At 49.1% G+C, this 18715-nt stretch carries 19 protein-coding genes; 10 read left to right on the top strand and 9 right to left on the bottom strand.

From position 1 onward, the window contains the following. The first annotated feature begins 68 nt into the window (after positions 1 to 68). The 6 genes from pabC to DXV75_RS05135 are packed head-to-tail and all read left to right on the top strand — an operon-like array spanning position 69 to position 4770. Positions 69 to 899, top strand: coding sequence for an aminodeoxychorismate lyase (gene pabC, locus DXV75_RS05160; RefSeq protein ID WP_115592324.1), 831 nt, complete (start codon positions 69 to 71; stop codon positions 897 to 899). Then, on the top strand, positions 883 to 1905 hold the full coding sequence (gene mltG / locus DXV75_RS05155; protein WP_115592323.1) for an endolytic transglycosylase MltG: 1023 nt from the start codon (positions 883 to 885) through the stop codon (positions 1903 to 1905). Before pabC ends, mltG begins: the two co-directional genes overlap by 17 nt. Positions 1906 to 1913: 8 nt before the next feature. Beyond that, a complete protein-coding gene (gene tmk, locus DXV75_RS05150; protein ID WP_115592322.1) occupies positions 1914 to 2531 on the top strand; it encodes a dTMP kinase in 618 nt (205 codons plus the stop codon). Then, entirely contained in the window at positions 2531 to 3403 is an 873-nt protein-coding gene (gene holB / locus DXV75_RS05145; protein ID WP_115592321.1) for a DNA polymerase III subunit delta', read from the top strand. The genes tmk and holB overlap by 1 nt, the downstream gene beginning before the upstream one ends. Before the next feature lie 33 nt (positions 3404 to 3436). Continuing rightward, positions 3437 to 4210 carry a TatD family hydrolase gene (locus DXV75_RS05140; protein WP_115592320.1) on the top strand — a complete coding sequence of 258 codons (774 nt, stop codon included), beginning with the start codon at positions 3437 to 3439 and terminating at the stop codon, positions 4208 to 4210. Beyond that, positions 4207 to 4770 carry a pyridoxamine 5'-phosphate oxidase family protein gene (locus DXV75_RS05135; protein ID WP_115592319.1) on the top strand — a complete coding sequence of 188 codons (564 nt, stop codon included), beginning with the start codon at positions 4207 to 4209 and terminating at the stop codon, positions 4768 to 4770. The genes DXV75_RS05140 and DXV75_RS05135 overlap by 4 nt, the downstream gene beginning before the upstream one ends. A gap of 300 nt (positions 4771 to 5070) precedes the next feature. Here DXV75_RS05135 and DXV75_RS05130 read toward each other — a convergent pair whose 3' ends face one another. Together DXV75_RS05130 and DXV75_RS05125 are read right to left on the bottom strand one after the other, a co-directional pair. After that, the gene (locus tag DXV75_RS05130; RefSeq protein WP_115592318.1) at positions 5071 to 5532 is read right to left on the bottom strand and encodes a nucleoside deaminase; all 462 of its coding nucleotides are present in this window, start codon (positions 5530 to 5532) and stop codon (positions 5071 to 5073) included. A gap of 140 nt (positions 5533 to 5672) precedes the next feature. Next, positions 5673 to 7508 (bottom strand): M2 family metallopeptidase, encoded by a 1836-nt coding sequence (locus DXV75_RS05125; RefSeq protein WP_115592317.1) that lies wholly within the window; start codon positions 7506 to 7508, stop codon positions 5673 to 5675. A 577-nt stretch (positions 7509 to 8085) separates the two neighbouring features. Here DXV75_RS05125 and DXV75_RS05120 point away from each other — a divergent pair. Both DXV75_RS05120 and DXV75_RS05115 read left to right on the top strand, forming a co-directional pair. Next, a complete protein-coding gene (locus DXV75_RS05120; RefSeq protein WP_147291798.1) occupies positions 8086 to 9183 on the top strand; it encodes an acyltransferase family protein in 1098 nt (365 codons plus the stop codon). Between the two features lie 270 nt (positions 9184 to 9453). After that, on the top strand, positions 9454 to 10641 hold the full coding sequence (locus tag DXV75_RS05115) for an ATP-grasp domain-containing protein (protein ID WP_115592315.1): 1188 nt from the start codon (positions 9454 to 9456) through the stop codon (positions 10639 to 10641). Positions 10642 to 10706: 65 nt separating this feature from the next. Here DXV75_RS05115 and DXV75_RS05110 read toward each other — a convergent pair whose 3' ends face one another. From DXV75_RS05110 to DXV75_RS05080, 7 genes are all read right to left on the bottom strand, one after another. Then, entirely contained in the window at positions 10707 to 11183 is a 477-nt protein-coding gene (locus tag DXV75_RS05110; RefSeq protein WP_115592314.1) for a YchJ family protein, read from the bottom strand. Positions 11184 to 11302: 119 nt separating this feature from the next. After that, on the bottom strand, positions 11303 to 11668 hold the full coding sequence (locus DXV75_RS05105) for a deoxyguanosinetriphosphate triphosphohydrolase (RefSeq protein WP_245953127.1): 366 nt from the start codon (positions 11666 to 11668) through the stop codon (positions 11303 to 11305). 324 nt (positions 11669 to 11992) lie between these two features. After that, positions 11993 to 12604: a protein-methionine-sulfoxide reductase heme-binding subunit MsrQ gene (locus DXV75_RS05100; RefSeq protein WP_181898362.1), complete on the bottom strand. Its 612-nt coding sequence runs from the start codon at positions 12602 to 12604 to the stop codon at positions 11993 to 11995. Between the two features lie 53 nt (positions 12605 to 12657). Continuing rightward, positions 12658 to 13662, bottom strand: a complete 1005-nt coding sequence (gene msrP / locus DXV75_RS05095) for a protein-methionine-sulfoxide reductase catalytic subunit MsrP (protein ID WP_115592312.1) — start codon at positions 13660 to 13662, stop codon at positions 12658 to 12660. A 95-nt stretch (positions 13663 to 13757) separates the two neighbouring features. Continuing rightward, a complete protein-coding gene (locus DXV75_RS05090) occupies positions 13758 to 15080 on the bottom strand; it encodes an anti-phage deoxyguanosine triphosphatase (RefSeq protein ID WP_115592498.1) in 1323 nt (440 codons plus the stop codon). Between the two features lie 75 nt (positions 15081 to 15155). Further along, positions 15156 to 15764 carry a 5'-deoxynucleotidase gene (gene yfbR / locus DXV75_RS05085; protein WP_115592311.1) on the bottom strand — a complete coding sequence of 203 codons (609 nt, stop codon included), beginning with the start codon at positions 15762 to 15764 and terminating at the stop codon, positions 15156 to 15158. 7 nt (positions 15765 to 15771) lie between these two features. After that, entirely contained in the window at positions 15772 to 16995 is a 1224-nt protein-coding gene (locus DXV75_RS05080; RefSeq protein ID WP_115592310.1) for a pyridoxal phosphate-dependent aminotransferase, read from the bottom strand. A gap of 197 nt (positions 16996 to 17192) precedes the next feature. On the opposite strand from DXV75_RS05080, the gene DXV75_RS05075 reads away from it, so the two are divergent. Together DXV75_RS05075 and DXV75_RS05070 are read left to right on the top strand one after the other, a co-directional pair. Further along, positions 17193 to 17720 (top strand): C40 family peptidase, encoded by a 528-nt coding sequence (locus tag DXV75_RS05075; RefSeq protein WP_115592309.1) that lies wholly within the window; start codon positions 17193 to 17195, stop codon positions 17718 to 17720. Between the two features lie 117 nt (positions 17721 to 17837). Next, positions 17838 to 18632 (top strand): DUF2189 domain-containing protein, encoded by a 795-nt coding sequence (locus DXV75_RS05070; RefSeq protein ID WP_115592308.1) that lies wholly within the window; start codon positions 17838 to 17840, stop codon positions 18630 to 18632. The last annotated feature ends 83 nt before the right edge of the window (positions 18633 to 18715 follow it).

Genomic DNA, 18715 nt, shown 5'->3' with positions numbered 1-18715 from the left:
TTGCTTTTAAAAGGCCCGCAAGAGGGTGTTATACTGAGCGCTTTTCCATTGAGTAATACAGGGCAGTTTTGGATTACGCAACCCATCCGAACCAATTTTCAATAAACGATCGGGCCGCAAATTACGGTGACGGCGTTTTTACCACCATGGCGGTCGACCAGGGGCGTGTAGCGCTGTTTCGCCGCCATCTCGACCGACTGCAGCATGACAGTGCTAAATTGGGAATTTCCTTCGATGCCGAAGCCCTTGCGGCCCAGATTCGCTCTCATGCCACCGATATGCAGCATGGTGTATTGAAAGTATTGTTGAGTGCCGGCGAAGGTGGCCGGGGGTATGCCCGTAGCGCACAGTGTTCATCAGGCATATTTATTACCCGGCATATGCTCCCCGAACACTATAATCAGTGGCGTCAGAGCGGAATTCAGGTAGATGTCAGTTCTCTGAAACTGGCCCGTCAGCCTGCGCTGGCCGGGCTTAAGCATTTAAACCGCCTTGAACAGGTACTGATAAAACGCGAGCTTGCAAACAGCACTGCCCAGGATGCCATTGTTTGTGATCAGCAGGGATGTGTGGTCGAAACCAGCGCGGCTAATTTATTCTGGTTGCGTGACGGGATTTGGTATACACCAGAATTGAGTGACTGTGGAGTGGCAGGTGTCATGCGCGGTTTTTTGCTTGATTGGTTCGCCAATAGCGGTGTGACTGTTGAAGTGGGGCGATACTCCCTGTCTCAGCTGGGCCAGGCTCAAGCGGTAATGCTGTGTAACGCCCTTATGCAGATAGTTCCGGTAACAGGTATGGGCGGGGCTGCGGAGCAAACATTTGATCCGGAGCCGGTCAGGCAACTGGCAAACAATGTAATCACCTCATATCAGGAAGAGTATGACCAGCTGGATTAGAGCGTTGTTGGGTACTGCGGTACTTGCTGTTGTTGTTCTGGTTGTAGCTTACACAATGTGGCAGGAGCAGCTCAATACGCCACTTGCGCTTTCAAGGGCACAACTTGTAACGATAGAGGCGGGCACCACGGGGCATCAGGCGGCAAAGTTGTTGCGCCAGAAAGGCTGGCTGAAAACACACCCTTTAGCGGTAAGAGTATGGTTAAAGCTGGATAAGTCCGCTGGTGCTGTTAAGGCAGGAACTTACCAGGTGCAACCAGGTATGAATGTCGAAGATGCCTTTGAGGTATTGTCCAGTGGTGAGGAATTTCAGTTCAGTGTCGGTTTGATTGAAGGGCAAAGTTACTCCCAGTGGCTGGGTACGTTGAAAGCCCAGGAGCATCTTGACTTTGATATGACCGATGAACAGGCGGAACACCTGCTGAGGAGCTGGCCATGGCCGATGAAAACGCCGTTGTCGGGTCTGGAAGGTTTGTTGCTGGCCGATACCTATTACTTTACTTCAGGCACTCCGGTTTCGGCCATTCTGACAAGAGCCATGGCCGCCATGATTGAGTTTATGTCAGTACAGTGGCCTCAGCGGTCAGAAGATTTGCCGCTGGGCTCGCCTTACGAGGCGTTGATTCTGGCTTCAATTGTTGAAAAGGAAACAGCGGTGCCAGAAGAGCGTGCACGTATAGCAGGGGTGTTCGTAAACCGTCTGAACCGGAATATGCGCTTGCAGACCGACCCAACGGTAATTTACGGCCTCGGGAGCGAATTTGATGGCAATATTACCCGGGCACATCTGAAACAAAAAACCGCGTACAATACCTATGTGATTAAGGGGTTGCCGCCAACGCCAATCGCGATGGCTGGCCGGGCGGCCATTCAGGCTGCTCTGAAACCGATGGTTACCGATGAGTTGTACTTTGTCGCGCGTGGTGATGGTACCCATCAGTTTTCTGAAACCCTGGAAGCGCACAACCGGGCTGTCTATCAGTATCAGATCAACAAAGAGAAGTAACAGATACCATGAGCGGAAAATTTATCGTTGTCGAAGGCCTGGAGGGGGCGGGAAAGAGTTCGGTCATTGGCTTGGTCGTTGATATCCTGAAACAACAGGGAATTGCATGTATTACAACACGCGAGCCAGGCGGCACGCCTATGGCGGAAGCCATCCGTGAATGTGTGAAACACCCGTGGGAAGAGCGGGTTGCGGAAAAAACCGAGCTCATGCTGATGTATGCAGCGCGCTTGCAATTGCTGGAGAATGTAATCAAACCTGCTTTGGCTGATGGTGTCTGGGTGGTCGGAGACCGGCACGATCTCTCCTCGCAAGCCTATCAGGGCGGGGGGAGAGGTATCGACGCAGCGTTGATGAGAACCCTGTCTGATATTACGCTGGATGGCTTTAAGCCTGACTTGACCCTGTATCTGGATGTGGACCCGCAGGTGGGGCTTAACCGGGCCAGAGGCCGTGGTGAACTGGACCGAATTGAACTTTCCGGGCTGGCTTTTTTCGAGCGTACCCGGGCCAGATATTTACAGCTCGCTGAGGCCGATTCAACAATCAGGGTAATCGATGCCATGCAGGAAATGGAAGCCGTTCACAGGCAGGTTCAGGCGCAGGTCAGGGAGTTTGCATCCTGATGTTGCCGTGGTTTTCCCCTGTGAGTCAGCGTTTTTTCAACCGGCTTATGGAACGGCGACTGCACCATGCGTTGTTACTCGCAGGGCCCGCCGGGATTGGTAAAGGTATACTGGCACGTTGGCTGGGCAAGGTATTGCTTTGTAAACAGCCGGTTTCCGATGGCGCCTGTGGCCAGTGTCAGAGCTGTATGTTGTTCGAGGCAGAAACCCATCCGGACTATCTGCAACTGATGAGTGAAAAGCAAATTGGCGTGGACCTGATTCGGGATGGCATACGTAAACTCAGTGGTACTGCTCAACTTGGCGGCAACAAGGTTATGGTTATTTTTGCCGCCGACAGTCTTACCGAATCGGCCGCCAACGCATTGCTCAAGACGCTCGAAGAGCCCACCGGGAATACATATATTCTGCTTATAACGGATAAAATTCAGCGGTTGTTACCGACCATACTCAGCCGTTGCGAAAAGCAGGTTTTTTCTGTACCCGAATCGCATCTGAGTCTGGAATGGTTGAAGTCACAGGGCGTTACAAACGCTTCTGTCGCGCTGCTTAAGGCCTATGGTGGTGCGCCTTTGCGCCTGAAGGGGGCTTTGGAGCAACAGGAAGGACTGTCTTATCAGCTTTTTTTTGAACGCTTTACACAACTGCTCTGTGGGCAAACCGATGCGTTGGAGTTGGCCCGGGAGTGGCAGGAAAACGCGGAACAGGTGGTGAACTGGTGTCAGCTTTATGCTCACGAACAATATATTCAGCATCAGCAATCTGAGGATCAGCAGCGTTTTTCCCACTGCCTTGAAGCGAAACGGGTGTTGCAGCACCCAGGGGTAAACAAATCGGTGGTCCTTACCGGCCTGTTGTCGTTATTTGCCTGAGCAGGTTGAATTACCATTTATTGAGGAGTCATTTTGTTCGTAGATTCTCACTGTCACCTTGATCGGTTGAAGCAAAACGATCAGCAATTGTCGGAAACTCTCGCATTTGCCCGTCAGCGTGGCGTGGAGCACTTTTTGTGTGTTGCGGTGTCGGTTAAGGAATTTGACGACATGCTGGCTAAAGTGGCCGAATATAAGGATGTCTCGGTGTCCTGTGGTGTTCACCCATTGCATCAGGAAGACGCCTGCAGCTATGCTGAACTGCTGGAAAAAGCGGCTCATCCCAGTGTGGTTGCCGTTGGTGAAACCGGGTTGGATTATTTTTACAGTTCTGACACCCGGGAGGTCCAGCGTCAATCCTTTATCGATCACATCAGGGTAGCGAACGAACTGAATAAGCCATTGATTATTCATACGCGGGACGCCAAACAGGACACCATTGATCTGCTGAAGGAACACAAAGCGCCAACAACCGGAGGCGTGCTGCATTGTTTCACAGAAGATCTCGAAATGGCGCAGGCTGCAATGGAACTGGGTTTTTACATTTCCATTTCCGGTATCGTAACCTTTCACTCTGCCAGCGCGCTAAGAGAGGTGGTTAAAGCGGTACCTCTTGAACGGTTGCTGATTGAGACTGATTCGCCCTGGCTGGCTCCGGTACCCCACCGAGGCAAGCAGAACCAGCCTGGCTATGTGGTTGAGGTGGCTGAGTTTATCGCGCAATTGAAGGGCATTACGGTTGCAGAGCTAGCCCGAATTACCACCGGGAATTTTTACTCACTGTTTCCCCTGGCCCGGCCGTCATGATCCCAGAGCGTAGCTGGCAGCAGCGATTGCATGCCAGCCTGACGCTGGCCACAACTCCTGAAAATCGCTATTTTCAGATGGCCACCTGTGATGAGCACGGAATACCCCACAATCGTACAGTTGTCTTCAGGGAACTGGAGTCGTCACCGGAAGCGCTGTTGATTGTATCTGATTTGCGCACTGAAAAATGCCAGCATTTGCAGAGTAATCGCAATGTATCCGGTTGCTGGTATTTCTCGCAGACCCGTGAGCAGTATCGATTTGCGTGCCAGGGGGAAGTGTTGACATCTTCCGGCCATCATAATTTGCTTGAAGCACACTGGCAGAGGCTTTCAGAACCGGGCCGTCAGCAATATTTCCGCAACCAATTGCACGCTTCCGAATATTTCGATTGCAGCGGGAGAGGCTTTCCGTTGGAAAATTACCCGCCGCAGTTTTGTGTCATCCGCCTCATCATCGAACGGGTTGACTACTTGAGTGTTGCTGAGCAGCCACATGAGCGGATCATGTTTGAAAAAAGCAGCGATGGCAGCTGGCTTGGTTCCCAAATTGACCCTTAATAACGTATTCCACCACTGGTGTGGCATCGATCGCACAGGGCGACTTCTTTCTCATCTACGGTATACCAGTTAAAGCTTGAATCCCACCCGAATTCAGTTCCACATCTGGCGCAGAATTGCGTGGCCTGGTGGGTAAGATAGCGGCTATAAAAGTGAATTCCGAGTGCGATCAATATGAAAAAAAGCGCAATGGCAAATAGAATTAACATGCTGACCTCTCAACTAGCGTGCAATTAGTTACAATAGAAAAATATTGTTGTCAGAAAAATTTTCCGGTTTGCAAAATTAGAACTGGCTCTCTTAGTCATAGGCCTGATGGGGTTCACCAATGTCCTCTGCCCATTCCTCCGGGTGGCGTTGCATAAACTTCTGCATCAGCGCCTTACATTGAGGATTGTCGAGCACAATGACCTCAACGCCACGAGATTTGAGTAACGGCTCTTCTCCCATAAAACTGAGATTCTCGCCAATTACAATCCTGGGAATTTTATACAGCAGCGCGGCACCGGTGCACATTGAGCAGGGGGACAGGGTGGTATATAACGTACTTCGCTGGTAATCGGCAGCTGTCAGGCGCCCTGCAGATTCCAGTGCATCCATTTCAGCGTGAAGGGTAGGGCTCTGCTTCTGCATTCTCTGGTTGTGGCCTCTGCCAACGATTTTTCCATCGATAACCAGCACTGACCCGATGGGAATGCCGCCTTCGTCCAGGCTTTTTTGAGCCTGCTCAACCGCCGCTTGCATAAAAAACTCGTGATCCATGACTCTTTTTTCCTTGTCTAACGCGAATTTCAGTATTCTACAAAGCGTGAAGCAACTCAAGATTTCCGCTAATTCCTAAAATAAAAAACCGGCGAACAGCATTCCTTTCGCCGGTTGTCTATATGCGCATTGCCGTCAGGTTACCAACCGCACTGGCGCCCCTGGTTTTGCTCATCCAGCCAGTTTTTGAGCGGTGCAAAGTAATCCTGAATGGTGCTGGCATCCATCTGGCTGGTTCCCGTCAGGGTTTCCAATGCGCTTTGCCATGGCTGGCTGGCACCCATTTCGAGCATGGCATTGAGCGCGGTTCCTGCTTCTTTGCTGCCATAAATGGTACAACGGTTGAGAGGGCCCTGGTCGCCAGCTATGTCGCACAACGCTTTGTGAAACTGAAATTGCAGGATATGGGCCAGGAAATACCGTGTATATGGCACGTTCGCGGGGACGTGGTATTTAGCTCCGGGGTCGAATGCATCAGCCGAGCGCTCTATAGGGGCTGCAACCCCCTGGTATTGCTCGCGTAACTGCCACCACAGTTCGTTATATTTTTCCGGGCTAATTTCGCCGGAAAAAACTTTCCATCGCCATTGGTCAACCATCAATCCGAACGGAATGAAGGCGATTTTGTCCAGCGCAATCTGTAAGAGCATGCCTATATCATTGGAGGCATCGGGTATATCATCAATCAGGCCAATTTGCTTGAGGTACTTGGGGGTAATGGACAGCGCAATAGTATCACCAATGGCCTCGTGGAAGCCGTCATTCGCGGAATTGCGGTACAGCAGTGGCTGATGCTGGTATGCCCGCTGATAAATATTGTGGCCCAATTCATGATGAATGGTGTTGAATTCTTCCCCGGTAATTTGAATGCACATTTTGATGCGCAAATCTTCTTTGTCATCAAGGTCCCAGGCAGAAGCGTGACATTGCACTTCGCGATCATCGGGTTTTTGAAACTGTGATCGTTGCCAGAATGTGTCGGGTAGAGGTTCGAAGCCTAAAGAAGTGAAAAAAGATTCAGCTTGCCTGACCATTCTGATTTCATCGTAACCCTGGGCTGTGAGTGCCGCTGTGACATCCGGAACCTGCATTTCCTGTTCAGGTTTTACGATGTCATAAATGTTTCCCCAGCTCTGTGCCCACATGTTGCCGAGCAGATGGGCAGGGATAGGCTTGTCCTGTGGGACTTGATCTTCGCCGTAAAACTCGCCTAATTTTGCTCTGACATGACAGTGTAGTGCTTCGTAGAAGGGTTGTACCTGACCCCAAAGGCGATCAAGTTCCCCGGGAAATTCATCCGCAGGCATATCGTATTGCCCTTGCCATAGCTCACTGACGTTGGCAAAGCCCTGCTCCTGAGCCCCCTTGTTGGCCAATTCGACCTGCTCAGCATACAATGATTTCATGGGGATTGAGGCTTGCCGCCAGCCTTCCCAGAATTCAAGCAGCAGGTCTGGGTTTCGGGAAGTGGCTATTTCTGCACTCATTTCAACCAGGCTGAAACATTCCTGTTCGTTTCGGCAGTACTTTCCTGCTCCGTATAAACCATCGAGATCAGCACTGATTTGCGCGAGTCGGGCGGATTTTGCGCTATCCTGAGGCGGTGGCATGGTCAAACCGTTGCGCAACAGGTCCAGTTGACGTCGGGTGTCAGTGTCCACCTCAACGTTGTTAAAGGATGCGGCCTGTTTGGCCAGTTTGGCGATAAGATTTGAGTACTGCTCGTTCATGTACGCAGCAACGGCCGCAGTATCAAGATTAATGTTTGTGGCGTAACTCCATTGTGCATGCGCTGAGGGAAGCTGAATTTTTTCGATATCGGCCTGTGCCTGCTGCAAGAATGCTTTTGCGTCCTGTGCCGTTAGCGTCGTAGCCATGGTCTGGTCTGTGGCTTGTGCATTAGTGGAAGATTCGCCGCAGCCAATCAGGCTGGTGCCGACAATGAGAGCTACCAGTGTTTTAGTCGGATATTTCATCGTGATTCCTGTTGTCGTTTTATTCTTGTTCTGATGGTGCGATCAGTGCTATGAACGGTATTGCTGGGTTTTTCAGTGTCCATCCTAAAGCTAGGAATATCAAGACTTGGTTTTAGGATATTGTTCATCGACCCTGTGAGTTTGTTATTGAACCAGAGCTATAATTTTTCAGGTCGGCAGGGGGCGAGGGCTAATTCGAATTGTATTGCAGCACCCAGGTCACGTTCCGCGTCTAATGATATTATCTTATTCTGCCGCCTTATTTTCGGTGACGGAATAGAATGGGTGACGGAATCGACTTGAACCGAATCATCCTGTGTGGGGTATTAAACCGGGTTCAGATTAATTCAAGGGCTCTACCATTCTGCAGTTGAGGTCTGATAATGGCTGTGAATCGGTAGTGTTATGAATCCGTTAAAACATACATGAATGGATAAAAGCAGTTATCGGCGGATAAATTGGACAATTTGGAGTGGCCATTTTGAAACTTGACGCGAGCCATACGGACAGGCATTCAAACGTGATTAATGCTGCTATCAGTTACCCTCAAGAGGACGTTTGGTTCGACAGAATCAACATGTTGCGATTTTTACTGATCATTGGGTTGGTCTTATTACATTATGGCTCTTATCCAGGCAGTGATATTTCTCCCTTTCGGGGATTGATTGAAAGCCCATTTCCGCTAGCGACTTTCTTTAACAGCTACATTTTGTTTTTCTTTTTCAGTGCAGTGCCATTGCTGAGCACAATTTCAGGCTGGCTGTTTTTTAAAAATTTCAAACCTGGGTCTGCGTTCTTTGTCGGGCGATTTATTAGCCGCTCACGCTCAGTTTTACTGCCAATGATTTTGTGGAATGCTTTGGTGCTGGGGGCGATGGTGGTTATTTTTCACCTCTACCCTGATTCTCCGGCACTGTCATACGTTCGCTATTCGATGAATGAAATGGATTGGTCCTCGGTGATTAATTCGCTGTTTGGGGTCACTCAACACCCGATTAATTTTCAATTCTGGTTTTTACGTGACTTGTTACTTACGGTGGCGATTAGCCCGTTGTTGGCGCTGTTCTTACGCAGGAACCCATGGGCCGGATTCACGTTGCTGGCCCTTGGGTGGCTGTCCGGTTTTGATTTTTTGATATTTTTTCGTTCGGATGTGGTTTTTTTCTTTTACCTTGGGGCCATGGTGCGCTTTGGTTATATGCAATTTCCTGAAGTGAGTCGCAGGGCGGCTATCAGCCTGATGCTGTTTTACGTTTGGCTTGTGGCATTGCGAACACTGGCTCCGTTTGTTTTTGATGAGGCTAACCCAACTGAAGATTTCCTGTTGGATTTTGCTACCAGAATCATGAGACTTTTTGGCGTCGCTGCATTCTGGACGATATCTCCCTACCTGGTAATGGGTAAACCCGGGCAACTGCTGGTTAAACTTGGGCCACTGGCGTTTTTTCTGCACGCCATACACTGGCCTATGAACCAGGCTATTAAGCAGTTTCTGGATGTGATTCTACCATCTGGGGGCGGCTATTTGATCATCAACTATATATTAACGGCGCTTATAACAGTGATGCTGGCTGTTTTGATTGCGCGCATTTTGCATAGAACTGTGCCTGCCGTATTTAATACGCTAAGTGGTGGCAGAGGAGGTGTGTTTGCTAACCGGGCTAATAGCTGTTAGCGATGTATTTTGCCGACAGATGTCAGTTCATCATCCATGCTGAGGATTCTCCTGGGGATTCTCCTGGGGATTTTCAAATTGTCAATTTAGCCTAAATTGACAGTTACTTAATGCTTGTCTAATCTGAATTAAAGCGCTCTTCAAGCCGTAGGGCAAACTTCAAAGCCTGGGACAAGGATGCTTGGCAAATCTTGCAGCACTCCTTATATAACAATTCTTAACATCCTGTTCCTATGCTCCCCTTTCTAACTGCGAGTTAAGGATTAATCTGTGTTGGATGGCACCAAGAAAAATTGCTTGCACGCGATTTCCTATCCGTCTTCGCCAGTGAATGAGCAGACTTCATTGCCGGTAATTCCTCAGCCTGAAGAAAACAGGACTTTTTTTGACAAACTTCGCGATGCAGTTATTCGTCAAAGCCACAGTATCCCACTTGAAGTCGCGGACTTCCTGGTCCAGTGGAGCTGGTTTTTGTTCGGTATCGATCCGAAAAAAGTAGGGTACGGAAAAGGGCCAATCACTTGGTATCGCAAACGGACAATGCCACCCAAAAGACAGATTCGAATCCATCTTTTGGGGGCGGGGGATACCATTCCACGGTTTGCAGAGCTTACTGCATGGGCAATTAACCGCGGCAGTTCTCTTTGTTCAGCAACGGTTCGTGGTGATTTGAGTGAAGCCGATGTGATCTGGATTTACGACCAAGATCCAATTCATCCTGATCTGCTCGATAAACTAAAGCGTAAAATTTCTCCGTTTGTGCGATGCGGTGCAGCAGTTATCAATGAGCCGGGAACATACAATGCCTATCATAAAGCTTCGGCCTTTCCCCGCCTTGAACGCGCCGGAGTGAGTGTTCCGCGCTTTCGTTTTACCCAGCAGGACATTGGTAAATGCCTGGTAGTGTATAAATCCATCGGCAAGCAGGGAAAGCGTAAATGGCTGGACTACTTTGATGGTGAACGGCCCGGTTGCAAGGCATTTGAATACATTCATTGCCTAAATAATGATGGGCTGTTTCGTCGCTATCGGGCGCATTACCTTGCAGGGATGGTGAGAGGCAGTGAAGTAATGCTGTCAGACAGTTGGCATGTGTGTAACCGAAGGGCAGTTGGTATTGAGTACGACTTTGTTCCAACGGATTATGAAAAAGAGCAGATAACCAGGATAGCAAAAGTATTGTCACTGGATTATTTTGCAGTTGATTACCTGCGCCCGCCAAAAACAGGCGGCGCGGTTTTTACTGATATAAACGTATTTCCAACGGTGCAGTCTCCCCGCAGCAGGGTGCATGCAAGAGGAGACTGGGGGTTGTGGCATACATTTGATGCCCGTGCCCGGCTAGGAATTAAGGAGCCTGACGGGGGGCCCGTGTGGCTGGAGTTTGATAGAGCAATGGAAGCGCTTGTTGAGAACGCCCATTCACAGAGCAATGTAAAGCAGCGCAAGGCGCGGTGAATGCGGCTATTGGGCCCCGCACACTGTTTTTTTATTCAATCTGGGTTAAGGGCGTAGAAAAATTATCAGGCTTTGTTGAGGCAACATTGCTTAAATTTTTTACCACTGCCACAAACGCATTTGTCATTCCTGCCCTGGTTCACGGTGCCACAGTCGTCATGCAATTCACCGTCCAGGTATCGCCACTGGTTGTCTTCCATCACAAAATTCGAAGTTTCATGAAGCACACCCAGTTTTTTGCCCGGAAGAAAATAATACGCACTGTATTCAACCTGGGATGGCAGTAAGGTGGGGGATGGGTGGACAATCAAAGTTAACCACTGGGTACCCCGGGCACTGTCTTCCAGGCTGGCAATACTCAAAGCACTGCGGGGGGCTTGAGCATAGGTCGCAAGAATATAATCGTAATTGCCTAAACAGTAGGCAGTATAGCGTGATCGCATTAAACTTTCGGGCGATGGGGCAGCAATTTGGGCAGAAATTAACGGCCCACAACAATCTACGAAGGCCCTTTGGCTACCGCAATAACAATTTTCAGACATGGCATTCCTATTCGTAAAGCAGGTGCAGCCTGGTAATTATCCGTTACCAACGACGAAATCTGCCACTCCTTTTTGTCGGAGTGAATGATGGCGGTAAATTGTAGCGGTTCAAGGCAAGCTCACCAAGGGCCTATCACGACATTTTGACCGACGGGCTGATTTCCTCTAAGGCAAACCCCTACATTTACCACTGAAACCGAGAATTCCTGGCACAAGCGGCGGATGGATTCCTGTTCCTGTTCAGGAAGACTCAAATCTTCAACATAGATGGTGGTGCATTGGCCACTTGTGATGAGTTTTCGGATCCATAGCGGGATTTTTTCCTGCGTTGGTTTCTGGATTCTAATGGCATTCAGAACATCTTTTTTAAATGCTACTGAGTCAGAGATCAAATAAGACCACCCTTTTGTTGTTTTTGGCTCCGGAGTCGGTGGCATTAACGGTAATGGAAATTGAAACACGTTGTTGGGCAGATTTGCAGACATAGACATATTTCACCTTTGTATTTATATGCAGTGTATATTTATACAGTAGTTGATTGTTTTTTATCTAGCAAGCAATTTTTGAGTTTTTTTAGCGTGGGACAATTGCGGCAGATGAATGTGATTTCTCTTATCAGTCTGTTGGTATAGCTCTGCTTTGAACTGGCGCTCTTCTGTCGTGGGAGACTGGATGGTTTTTTGTGACCGGGCCTGGTTTGTTGGTGAAACAGTACGTTTGGCGGGCAGCGGCCTAGACCACCAAGAGAGGTCTAGGTTGGATGTTGTCGGAAGTCGAATTTTAACGAAGCAGGGCAATTGCCACAGAGTTTAGCTCTTTTCTGAGCTTGCCCGAGGTGAGAATAAAGTGCCCACAGACTTACTCCACGCAGCCAGTTTGCTTTTCCGTTGGCTCATCAGCAGCACAAATCCGGCCCAGTAAAATAACGGGTTCCCCCAAAGGGTTTTAAGTGACCAGGTATAGTGTAACAACCCCAGTGCAGCACAAAGGTACACGAAGTTGTGTACCGTCTGCCAGCGATGCCGAAGCCGTCTTTGTATTGCATTTGGTGAGGTTGCTGCGAGCACTAGCAGCAGCATAAGGGCTGTGAATCCAACAGTGATGTAGGGGCGTTCAATGATTTCAGACGTAAGTAATGTCCAGTCGAGCTGTAATTCAAAAAGTAGATAGGCGGCAAAATGTGCCAGGGCGTAGCTGAAACAGTAAAGCCCAACCAGGCGACGACAACGTATCAAATCACCGCAAGGCAAGCGTTGTGCAAGAGGAGAAATACACAGTGTGACCATCAATAAGTTAATACTTCCCAGCCCCGTGGCATGCAGCAGCGATTCCACCGGGTCGGCACCCAAACGGTCCAGTATGGCGAGGCTGAAAACGGTTATCAGATAGCCCAGGCACAAAACATGAATGGCCGTTTTCAAAGTTACAACCTGCCACCGTGAAAGCCGAATGGGCCGGACGAATAAGCGGTTCATTAGTAATTTTTTCGCAGGTCGAGATTTTTGTACAATGGTGCGACTTCCTCGTAGCCGTTGAATAGCCGGGTTGGAATTCGATTACGGGCTAACAGGCCACCATCGGTGATTCGACGTTCACTGGCCTGGCTCCATCTGGGGTGATCAACGTCTGGATTCACGTTGGCATAAAAACCGTACTCCTGCGGGGCCAGCCTGTTCCAGGTTGTCGGAGGTTGTTTATCGGTAAGGCGTATTCTTACGATGGATTTTATGCTTTTAAACCCGTATTTCCAGGGCACAACCAAACGCACAGGGGCTCCGTTTTGCGGAGGCAGACTTTTTCCGTACAACCCTGTTGCGAGGATGGTGAGCGGGTGCATGGCTTCCTGCAGTGTCAGGCCCTCAACGTAGGGGTAATCAATTCCTCCGCCGATAAAACGGTTGGCCTGCCCTGGCATTCTTTGTGGGTCATAGAGGGTCTCGAAAGCCACAAAGCGTGCCGCCGACAGAGGTTGGGCCTGTTCGAGCAGGCTGCCGAGTTCAAATCCCAGCCAGGGGATCACCATCGACCAGGCCTCAACACATCTTAACCGGTATATGCGCTCCTGCAGTGAAAATTTCTTATCAAGGTCTTCCAATCCCAGTGTGAAGGGTTGTTCAACCAAACCATCGACCGTCAGTGTCCATGGGCTCACTGCAAAGCCGGATGCCCGTTTTGCCGGGTCAGACTTGTCGGTACCAAATTCGTAAAAATTGTTGTGCGTGGTGACTTTATCGAACGGCGTGAGAGTTTCACTGCTCTGATACTCAGCGGGCTTGGTGTGCTTTAACGGGCGTAACTGAGGCATATCGGTTTTTTTGCTGCTGCTAAACCAGTCAACGGCGCCAGCTGAAGGCATCAGCAGTGCTCCCGCTCCGACAAACCCCAGAGTTTTAATAAGCTGGCGTCTTTGATTATACACCGACTCGTCAGTAACCTGATTGTCGGTGAATTGTTGTGAGGGGCGAAAAATGCGAGCCATGGTATCCGTCCTTTTGTCAGGTATTGACCGTCATTCATAGAGACCGAAGTTATCGTCTTCAACTTTCAGATAGGGGTTGAACTTGAGGCTCGGTGCTAAAATGTCGTATCCCAGCTTTGACCAGGCCCCTGCCTGGGAGTGAAAAGGCTTGCATACTGACGGCTTGCAAATTCATCGGTCATGCCGGAGATATAGTCTGCAATAATCCGCATACCCGACCCGTGGCTTTCGGCTGCGGACCATCGCTTGCGGGTAGTGTGAGGTAACAGGCGTTCAGGGTCTGAGGCAAAGGTTTCAAACAATGCCATCACCATCTGCTGACCCTTGTATTCCAGTTGCTGAACTTCCGGCTTGCGGATGACTTTCTGATAGACAAAAGCCTTGAAATGCTCCAACGCCTTAAAGTGCAATTCAGGCAGTGTGGCTTGAAAGTCGAGCAGAGGGTGCTCAAACCGTTGGTGCTGTTTAATAACGATGGCTGTAATGAAGGCGTTCACCAGTGCGCCAATGGCGTTTTTGCGTTCATACTGATGATCACTGAAGAGGCGCTTTGCCAAAAACTCGATATTATCCGATAGCCAGGGTGTCCCAAGCGATTTTATCGGGTATACCAGTGCCTCCATAAACTCCGTTTGATTCACCATACCCATAACGATTGCATCTTCCAGATCATGAATGCCATAGGCGACGTCATCGGCAAGCTCCATGATGGAACAGTCAAATGATTTGAAACTGGTTTTGGCGTGTTTTCCCGGTTGGCGATTGAAAGCCATAAAGGTAGTTTTGTCTGCTTCGTTTAAGGGAAGTAATAGCCATTCAAGCAGTTCTTGATCGCAGCGGAACAGGCCTTTTGCCGGTTGCCATTGTGCAGCCTTTACCTGCCTCAGGGTGTCCGGTGCGCGGGGCAGAAGGCAAGGATCGGTCAGACTGTCGAGGAAATTCGGGTATTTGACCAGACCCAGGATGCTGCGGCGGCACAGGTTCATTCCATGGCTTGCGGTGTAAGGCTCCAACTGGGTTATGATGCGAAAGGTCTGGCCGTTACCTTCAAATCCTCCATGTTCCCTCATCATGAAATTCAGCGCAATTTCGCCACCGTGACCAAAAGGAGGGTGGCCGATATCATGGGCCAGACATAAGGTTTCGATTAAGGTCGGATCCAGGCCCAGATCCTGCGAGAAAAGCGGATATTTTGCCGAGAGCTGTGCTGCGATGCCCGTACCGATTTGAGCTGCTTCCAGTGAGTGTGTCAGGCGGGTTCGATAGAAGTCACTTAATCCGACACCCAATACCTGTGTTTTTGCCTGCAGCCTGCGAAAGGCTTCAGAGTGCAGTACACGGGCTTTGTCCCTTTGATAAGGCGTGCGATGATCGCCGTCCCTCGCCTGGGTTCGGGGCTGAAGGCGTTCAAACCACAGGGCATCATCCGGCCGGTAGTGGCTCGAAACCAGTGTGGATTGGTCGGTCGGAATCACATGCGCTCCTGGATGCAGTTAGCCCTGATGTGGATCTTCCTGGGTAATTTCATCCAGGCTCAGCGTAAAGCTGGGTGCATAGCGGGACAAAAAGTAATCCACTTCGGGAGAATGATATTCCTTGAGAATTCGATCGAGACGATTTTTAGCCAGTTTAAATTCCCGGTTACCGGCACTGAGCTCTTCGAGTGTTTTTAAATAGGCACACAGAACGTCGGCTGCTTTAACAATAAATGCTTCGTCTTCGGTAAAGAACTGTTCGTCAATCAGTTGCGAATAGTCATCGCGGAATTCTTCAGGTGCCATGGCAATCAGTTTTTGCCTGGCAATGCCTTCAATCTTTTTATACTCATCTCGTATGGCTGGATTGTAGTATTTTACCGGGGTGGGTAGGTCTCCGGTAAGCACCTCTGATACATCGTGAAACATGGCCAGGGTAGCCACGCGATCCGGATTCAGACTGCCGTTGAAAAATCGGTTTCGAATTAACGCCAGTGCATGAGCGACCATGGCCACCTGCAAACTGTGTTCCTGAACATTTTCACTGCGGACATTGTGCATAAGTGGCCAGCGATGGATCAGTTTCATCCTGGCCAAATGGGCAAAAAAGTGGCTTTGTTCAGTCATAGCAGAATTATTTGCTAACCTGTTGGTAATGCTCGAAAAAATTCCCAATTCTTGTTAAAGCCGGTTTTAGCACGTCACTGTGGGGCAAAAATACCAGCCTGAAATACACTCCTTCAGAAAGGTTAAATGCGCGACCGTGCACCAGCAGGATTTTTTCTTTGCTGAGCAAGTCAAATATCATCTGTTCATCATTAACAATATTGAATTTTTTGTCGTCAACACGGGCAAAACAGTACATGGCCCCCTTGGGTTTAACACAGTGAATGCCGGGAATGTCATTCAGCATGGTGCTTGCCAGGTCGCGCTGTATTTTTAAACGCCCGCCATCCCGGACCAGATCATTAATACTCTGGTAACCGCCCAATGCGGTTTGAATGGCACTCTGACAGGGAACATTCGCGCACATACGCATGGAAGACAACATGTTCAAACCTTCGATGTAGTCTCTGGCAATGCGCTTATTCCCGCTAACAACCAGCCAGCCGGCCCGAAATCCAGCAACCCGGTAGTTCTTTGACAAACCACTCAGGGTAACAATAAACACGTCATCGCACAGTGATGCGATACAGGTATGTTTGTGGCTGTCATACAGAATTTTGTCGTAAATCTCGTCACTGAATATAACCAGATTATGTTCGCGGGCCAGTTCCACAACTTCCTGCAACAATTCCTTGCTGTATACCGCGCCGGTTGGATTGTTGGGGTTGATCAGTACAATGGCCCGGGTACGACTGGTGAGCTTGCCCTTGATATCATCGATATCGGGGAACCAGTCAGCCTGTTCGTCGCAACGATAATGCACAGGCGTTCCCGACGACAGGCTGACAGCAGCGGTCCATAACGGGTAATCCGGGCTAGGCAGTAAAACCTCGTCGCCTGTGTTCAGCAGCGCCTGCATCGACATCATAATTAACTCACTGACTCCGTTGCCAATGTAGATGTCGTCAACGCCCACGTTCTGGATGTTCATTTGCTGATAGTACTGCATGACTGCCACCCTGGCAGCATAAATACCTGCAGAATCTGAATAACCCTGGGAGGTAGGCAGGTTGTGGATCACATCTTTGAGTATGTCGTCTGGGGCATCAAAACCAAATGGCGCAGGGTTACCGATATTCAGCTTTAAAATCCTATGGCCTTCGTCTTCCATTTTGCGCGCCTGGGCTGCAATGGGGCCGCGAATGTCATAACAAACGTTATCGAGTTTGTGCGAGCGTTCAACAGGTTTCATGGTGTACTACATCTATTATCAGGGGGCCAAGAGTATCCTAAAGGCCGTTCTTTATTAAACAAATTTTTGCGTTTATGGCTGTTTTTAAAGCCTCTTTGGGTAAGGCTATCACACTCCTGCTTACAATTTCTTCATTGAACAAGGTGGTGACTGTGTCTAAATAAGTAAAGGGATGGAATTTATGAGGTTAAAGGCACATGGCGTTACCTCTTGTTTGGCTCGGCGCAGGGCTGGTTGCAGCGTATGCGGGTAGTCAGTTGGCTCGTGAACAACAGCGTCAAAGCGGTCATCTTGGCCACTTTCCTGGTGACTGTAAAATGGAAGTGCAACCTAAGAATGGTTCGGTAGTATGCTGCGGCATATATGAAGTTTTTCAGCACACCGGAATTTGGGTTGATGATCAAATTATTGAACTGAAAGGCAACGGACTGGTACGTGCAGTTTCGCCCAGGCGTTTTCTGGCCGACCGTTCCGGCAACCGGATTTATGTGGCCTGTGACGGCAATTTACGCCCATTGGTTGACGAGCAGGCTATTACCCGCAGCGTTGGTCAGGTATTCAGCTATTCCGAATACCACGTATGGTCGAACAATTGTCACCGTTTTGTTTTCAGCTGTATCAGTGGTAAAAAGCAGCCAGTTACCCGTTTTGGAGAGCTGAATGAAAAGATGTATCGGCATTTCGGTACCGTGGTCCACTGGCAACCCGTCCCGGTAACCAAATGATTCGGTCGCAAAATTAAGGTTAAATATTTGTGAACTTTTCCATCTGAGCCTATCGTAAAGAATAGTTAAAGGTGCCAGTCTGGCACATTGCGCTAATTCAACGAGGTGAGGAAAATTATGTCACAACACTTCAAAGATGCCCAAAGTAATGCAATAACACAAAGCGGTATTTCCCGGGTAATTCCCTGTAAAGAGCTCGACATTGGTGATCCGATAAAGTGGTTGTCGCTGGGGCTCAGGGATTTCCTGCGTACTCCTGTCATAAGCCTTTTCTACGGCATTATGTTCGCGGTCATTCCCTGGCTAATTGTATTTTTGGTCAGAATGACGGGCTGGCACCTGGTTATCCTTCCCGCCATAGTGTGTTTTATGCTGATTGGACCGTTTCTGGCAGCTGGGCTTTACGATGTCAGCTGGGAACTGGAAAAAGGGCATAAGCCAACGCTCAGGCATTCTCTGCGCGCGATGAAGCGAAACGCAGTTAACGAATGGGGTTTTGGGATCCTTTTGATGGTTCTGATGATTTTCTGGTTGCGGGTTGCTTCACTTATTCATGCGCTCTATCCGCCTTATCTGGATGATTCACTGGATTCTTTGCTGCCATTTTTGGCATTGGGTACGCTGGTGGGAGCTGCCTTTGTTTCCTTTATGCTGTTTATCAGCGCGTTCACGCAACCGATCCTGATGGAGCGCAAAGTAGACTTAGCCACTGCTGTTCTAACCAGTGTTAACGCCGTTTGGCTAAACAAAGTCCCCATGTTCATTTGGGGTGGGTTGATTTTCAGTGCGGTTGCCATTGGATTTGTCACCGGATTCATTGGATTTGTGTTTTTGATGCCGTTGATTGGCTACGCTACATGGCATGGATACATTGATACAATCACTACAAAAAGAGAGCGGAATTACGTTTGAAATGTAGTTTTATTACAACATTATCTGCCATATAGCTCAAAAAACGACTAATAAGAGCGGTAATTTTGTGAAACTTTCAGAAA

The sequence above is a fragment of the Alteromonas aestuariivivens genome, assembly GCF_003367475.1.
GTDB classification, from domain to species: domain Bacteria; phylum Pseudomonadota; class Gammaproteobacteria; order Enterobacterales; family Alteromonadaceae; genus Alteromonas; species Alteromonas aestuariivivens.
This window is presented reverse-complemented; position numbering and strand designations above follow the sequence as displayed.

Excerpts from the sequence above, each read along its gene's own strand:
- mltG (WP_115592323.1), top strand. The coding sequence starts at position 883 with ATGACCAGCTGGATTAGAGCGTTGTTGGGTACTGCGGTACTTGCTGTT.
- tmk (WP_115592322.1), top strand. The coding sequence starts at position 1,914 with ATGAGCGGAAAATTTATCGTTGTCGAAGGCCTGGAGGGGGCGGGAAAG.
- holB (WP_115592321.1), top strand. The coding sequence starts at position 2,531 with ATGTTGCCGTGGTTTTCCCCTGTGAGTCAGCGTTTTTTCAACCGGCTT.
- DXV75_RS05135 (WP_115592319.1), top strand. The coding sequence starts at position 4,207 with ATGATCCCAGAGCGTAGCTGGCAGCAGCGATTGCATGCCAGCCTGACG.
- DXV75_RS05130 (WP_115592318.1), bottom strand. The coding sequence starts at position 5,532 with ATGGATCACGAGTTTTTTATGCAAGCGGCGGTTGAGCAGGCTCAAAAA.
- DXV75_RS05125 (WP_115592317.1), bottom strand. The coding sequence starts at position 7,508 with ATGAAATATCCGACTAAAACACTGGTAGCTCTCATTGTCGGCACCAGC.
- DXV75_RS05120 (WP_147291798.1), top strand. The coding sequence starts at position 8,086 with ATGTTGCGATTTTTACTGATCATTGGGTTGGTCTTATTACATTATGGC.
- DXV75_RS05110 (WP_115592314.1), bottom strand. The coding sequence starts at position 11,183 with ATGTCTGAAAATTGTTATTGCGGTAGCCAAAGGGCCTTCGTAGATTGT.
- DXV75_RS05105 (WP_245953127.1), bottom strand. The coding sequence starts at position 11,668 with ATGTCTGCAAATCTGCCCAACAACGTGTTTCAATTTCCATTACCGTTA.
- msrP (WP_115592312.1), bottom strand. The coding sequence starts at position 13,662 with ATGGCTCGCATTTTTCGCCCCTCACAACAATTCACCGACAATCAGGTT.
- yfbR (WP_115592311.1), bottom strand. The coding sequence starts at position 15,764 with ATGACTGAACAAAGCCACTTTTTTGCCCATTTGGCCAGGATGAAACTG.
- DXV75_RS05080 (WP_115592310.1), bottom strand. The coding sequence starts at position 16,995 with ATGAAACCTGTTGAACGCTCGCACAAACTCGATAACGTTTGTTATGAC.
- DXV75_RS05075 (WP_115592309.1), top strand. The coding sequence starts at position 17,193 with ATGGCGTTACCTCTTGTTTGGCTCGGCGCAGGGCTGGTTGCAGCGTAT.
- DXV75_RS05070 (WP_115592308.1), top strand. The coding sequence starts at position 17,838 with ATGTCACAACACTTCAAAGATGCCCAAAGTAATGCAATAACACAAAGC.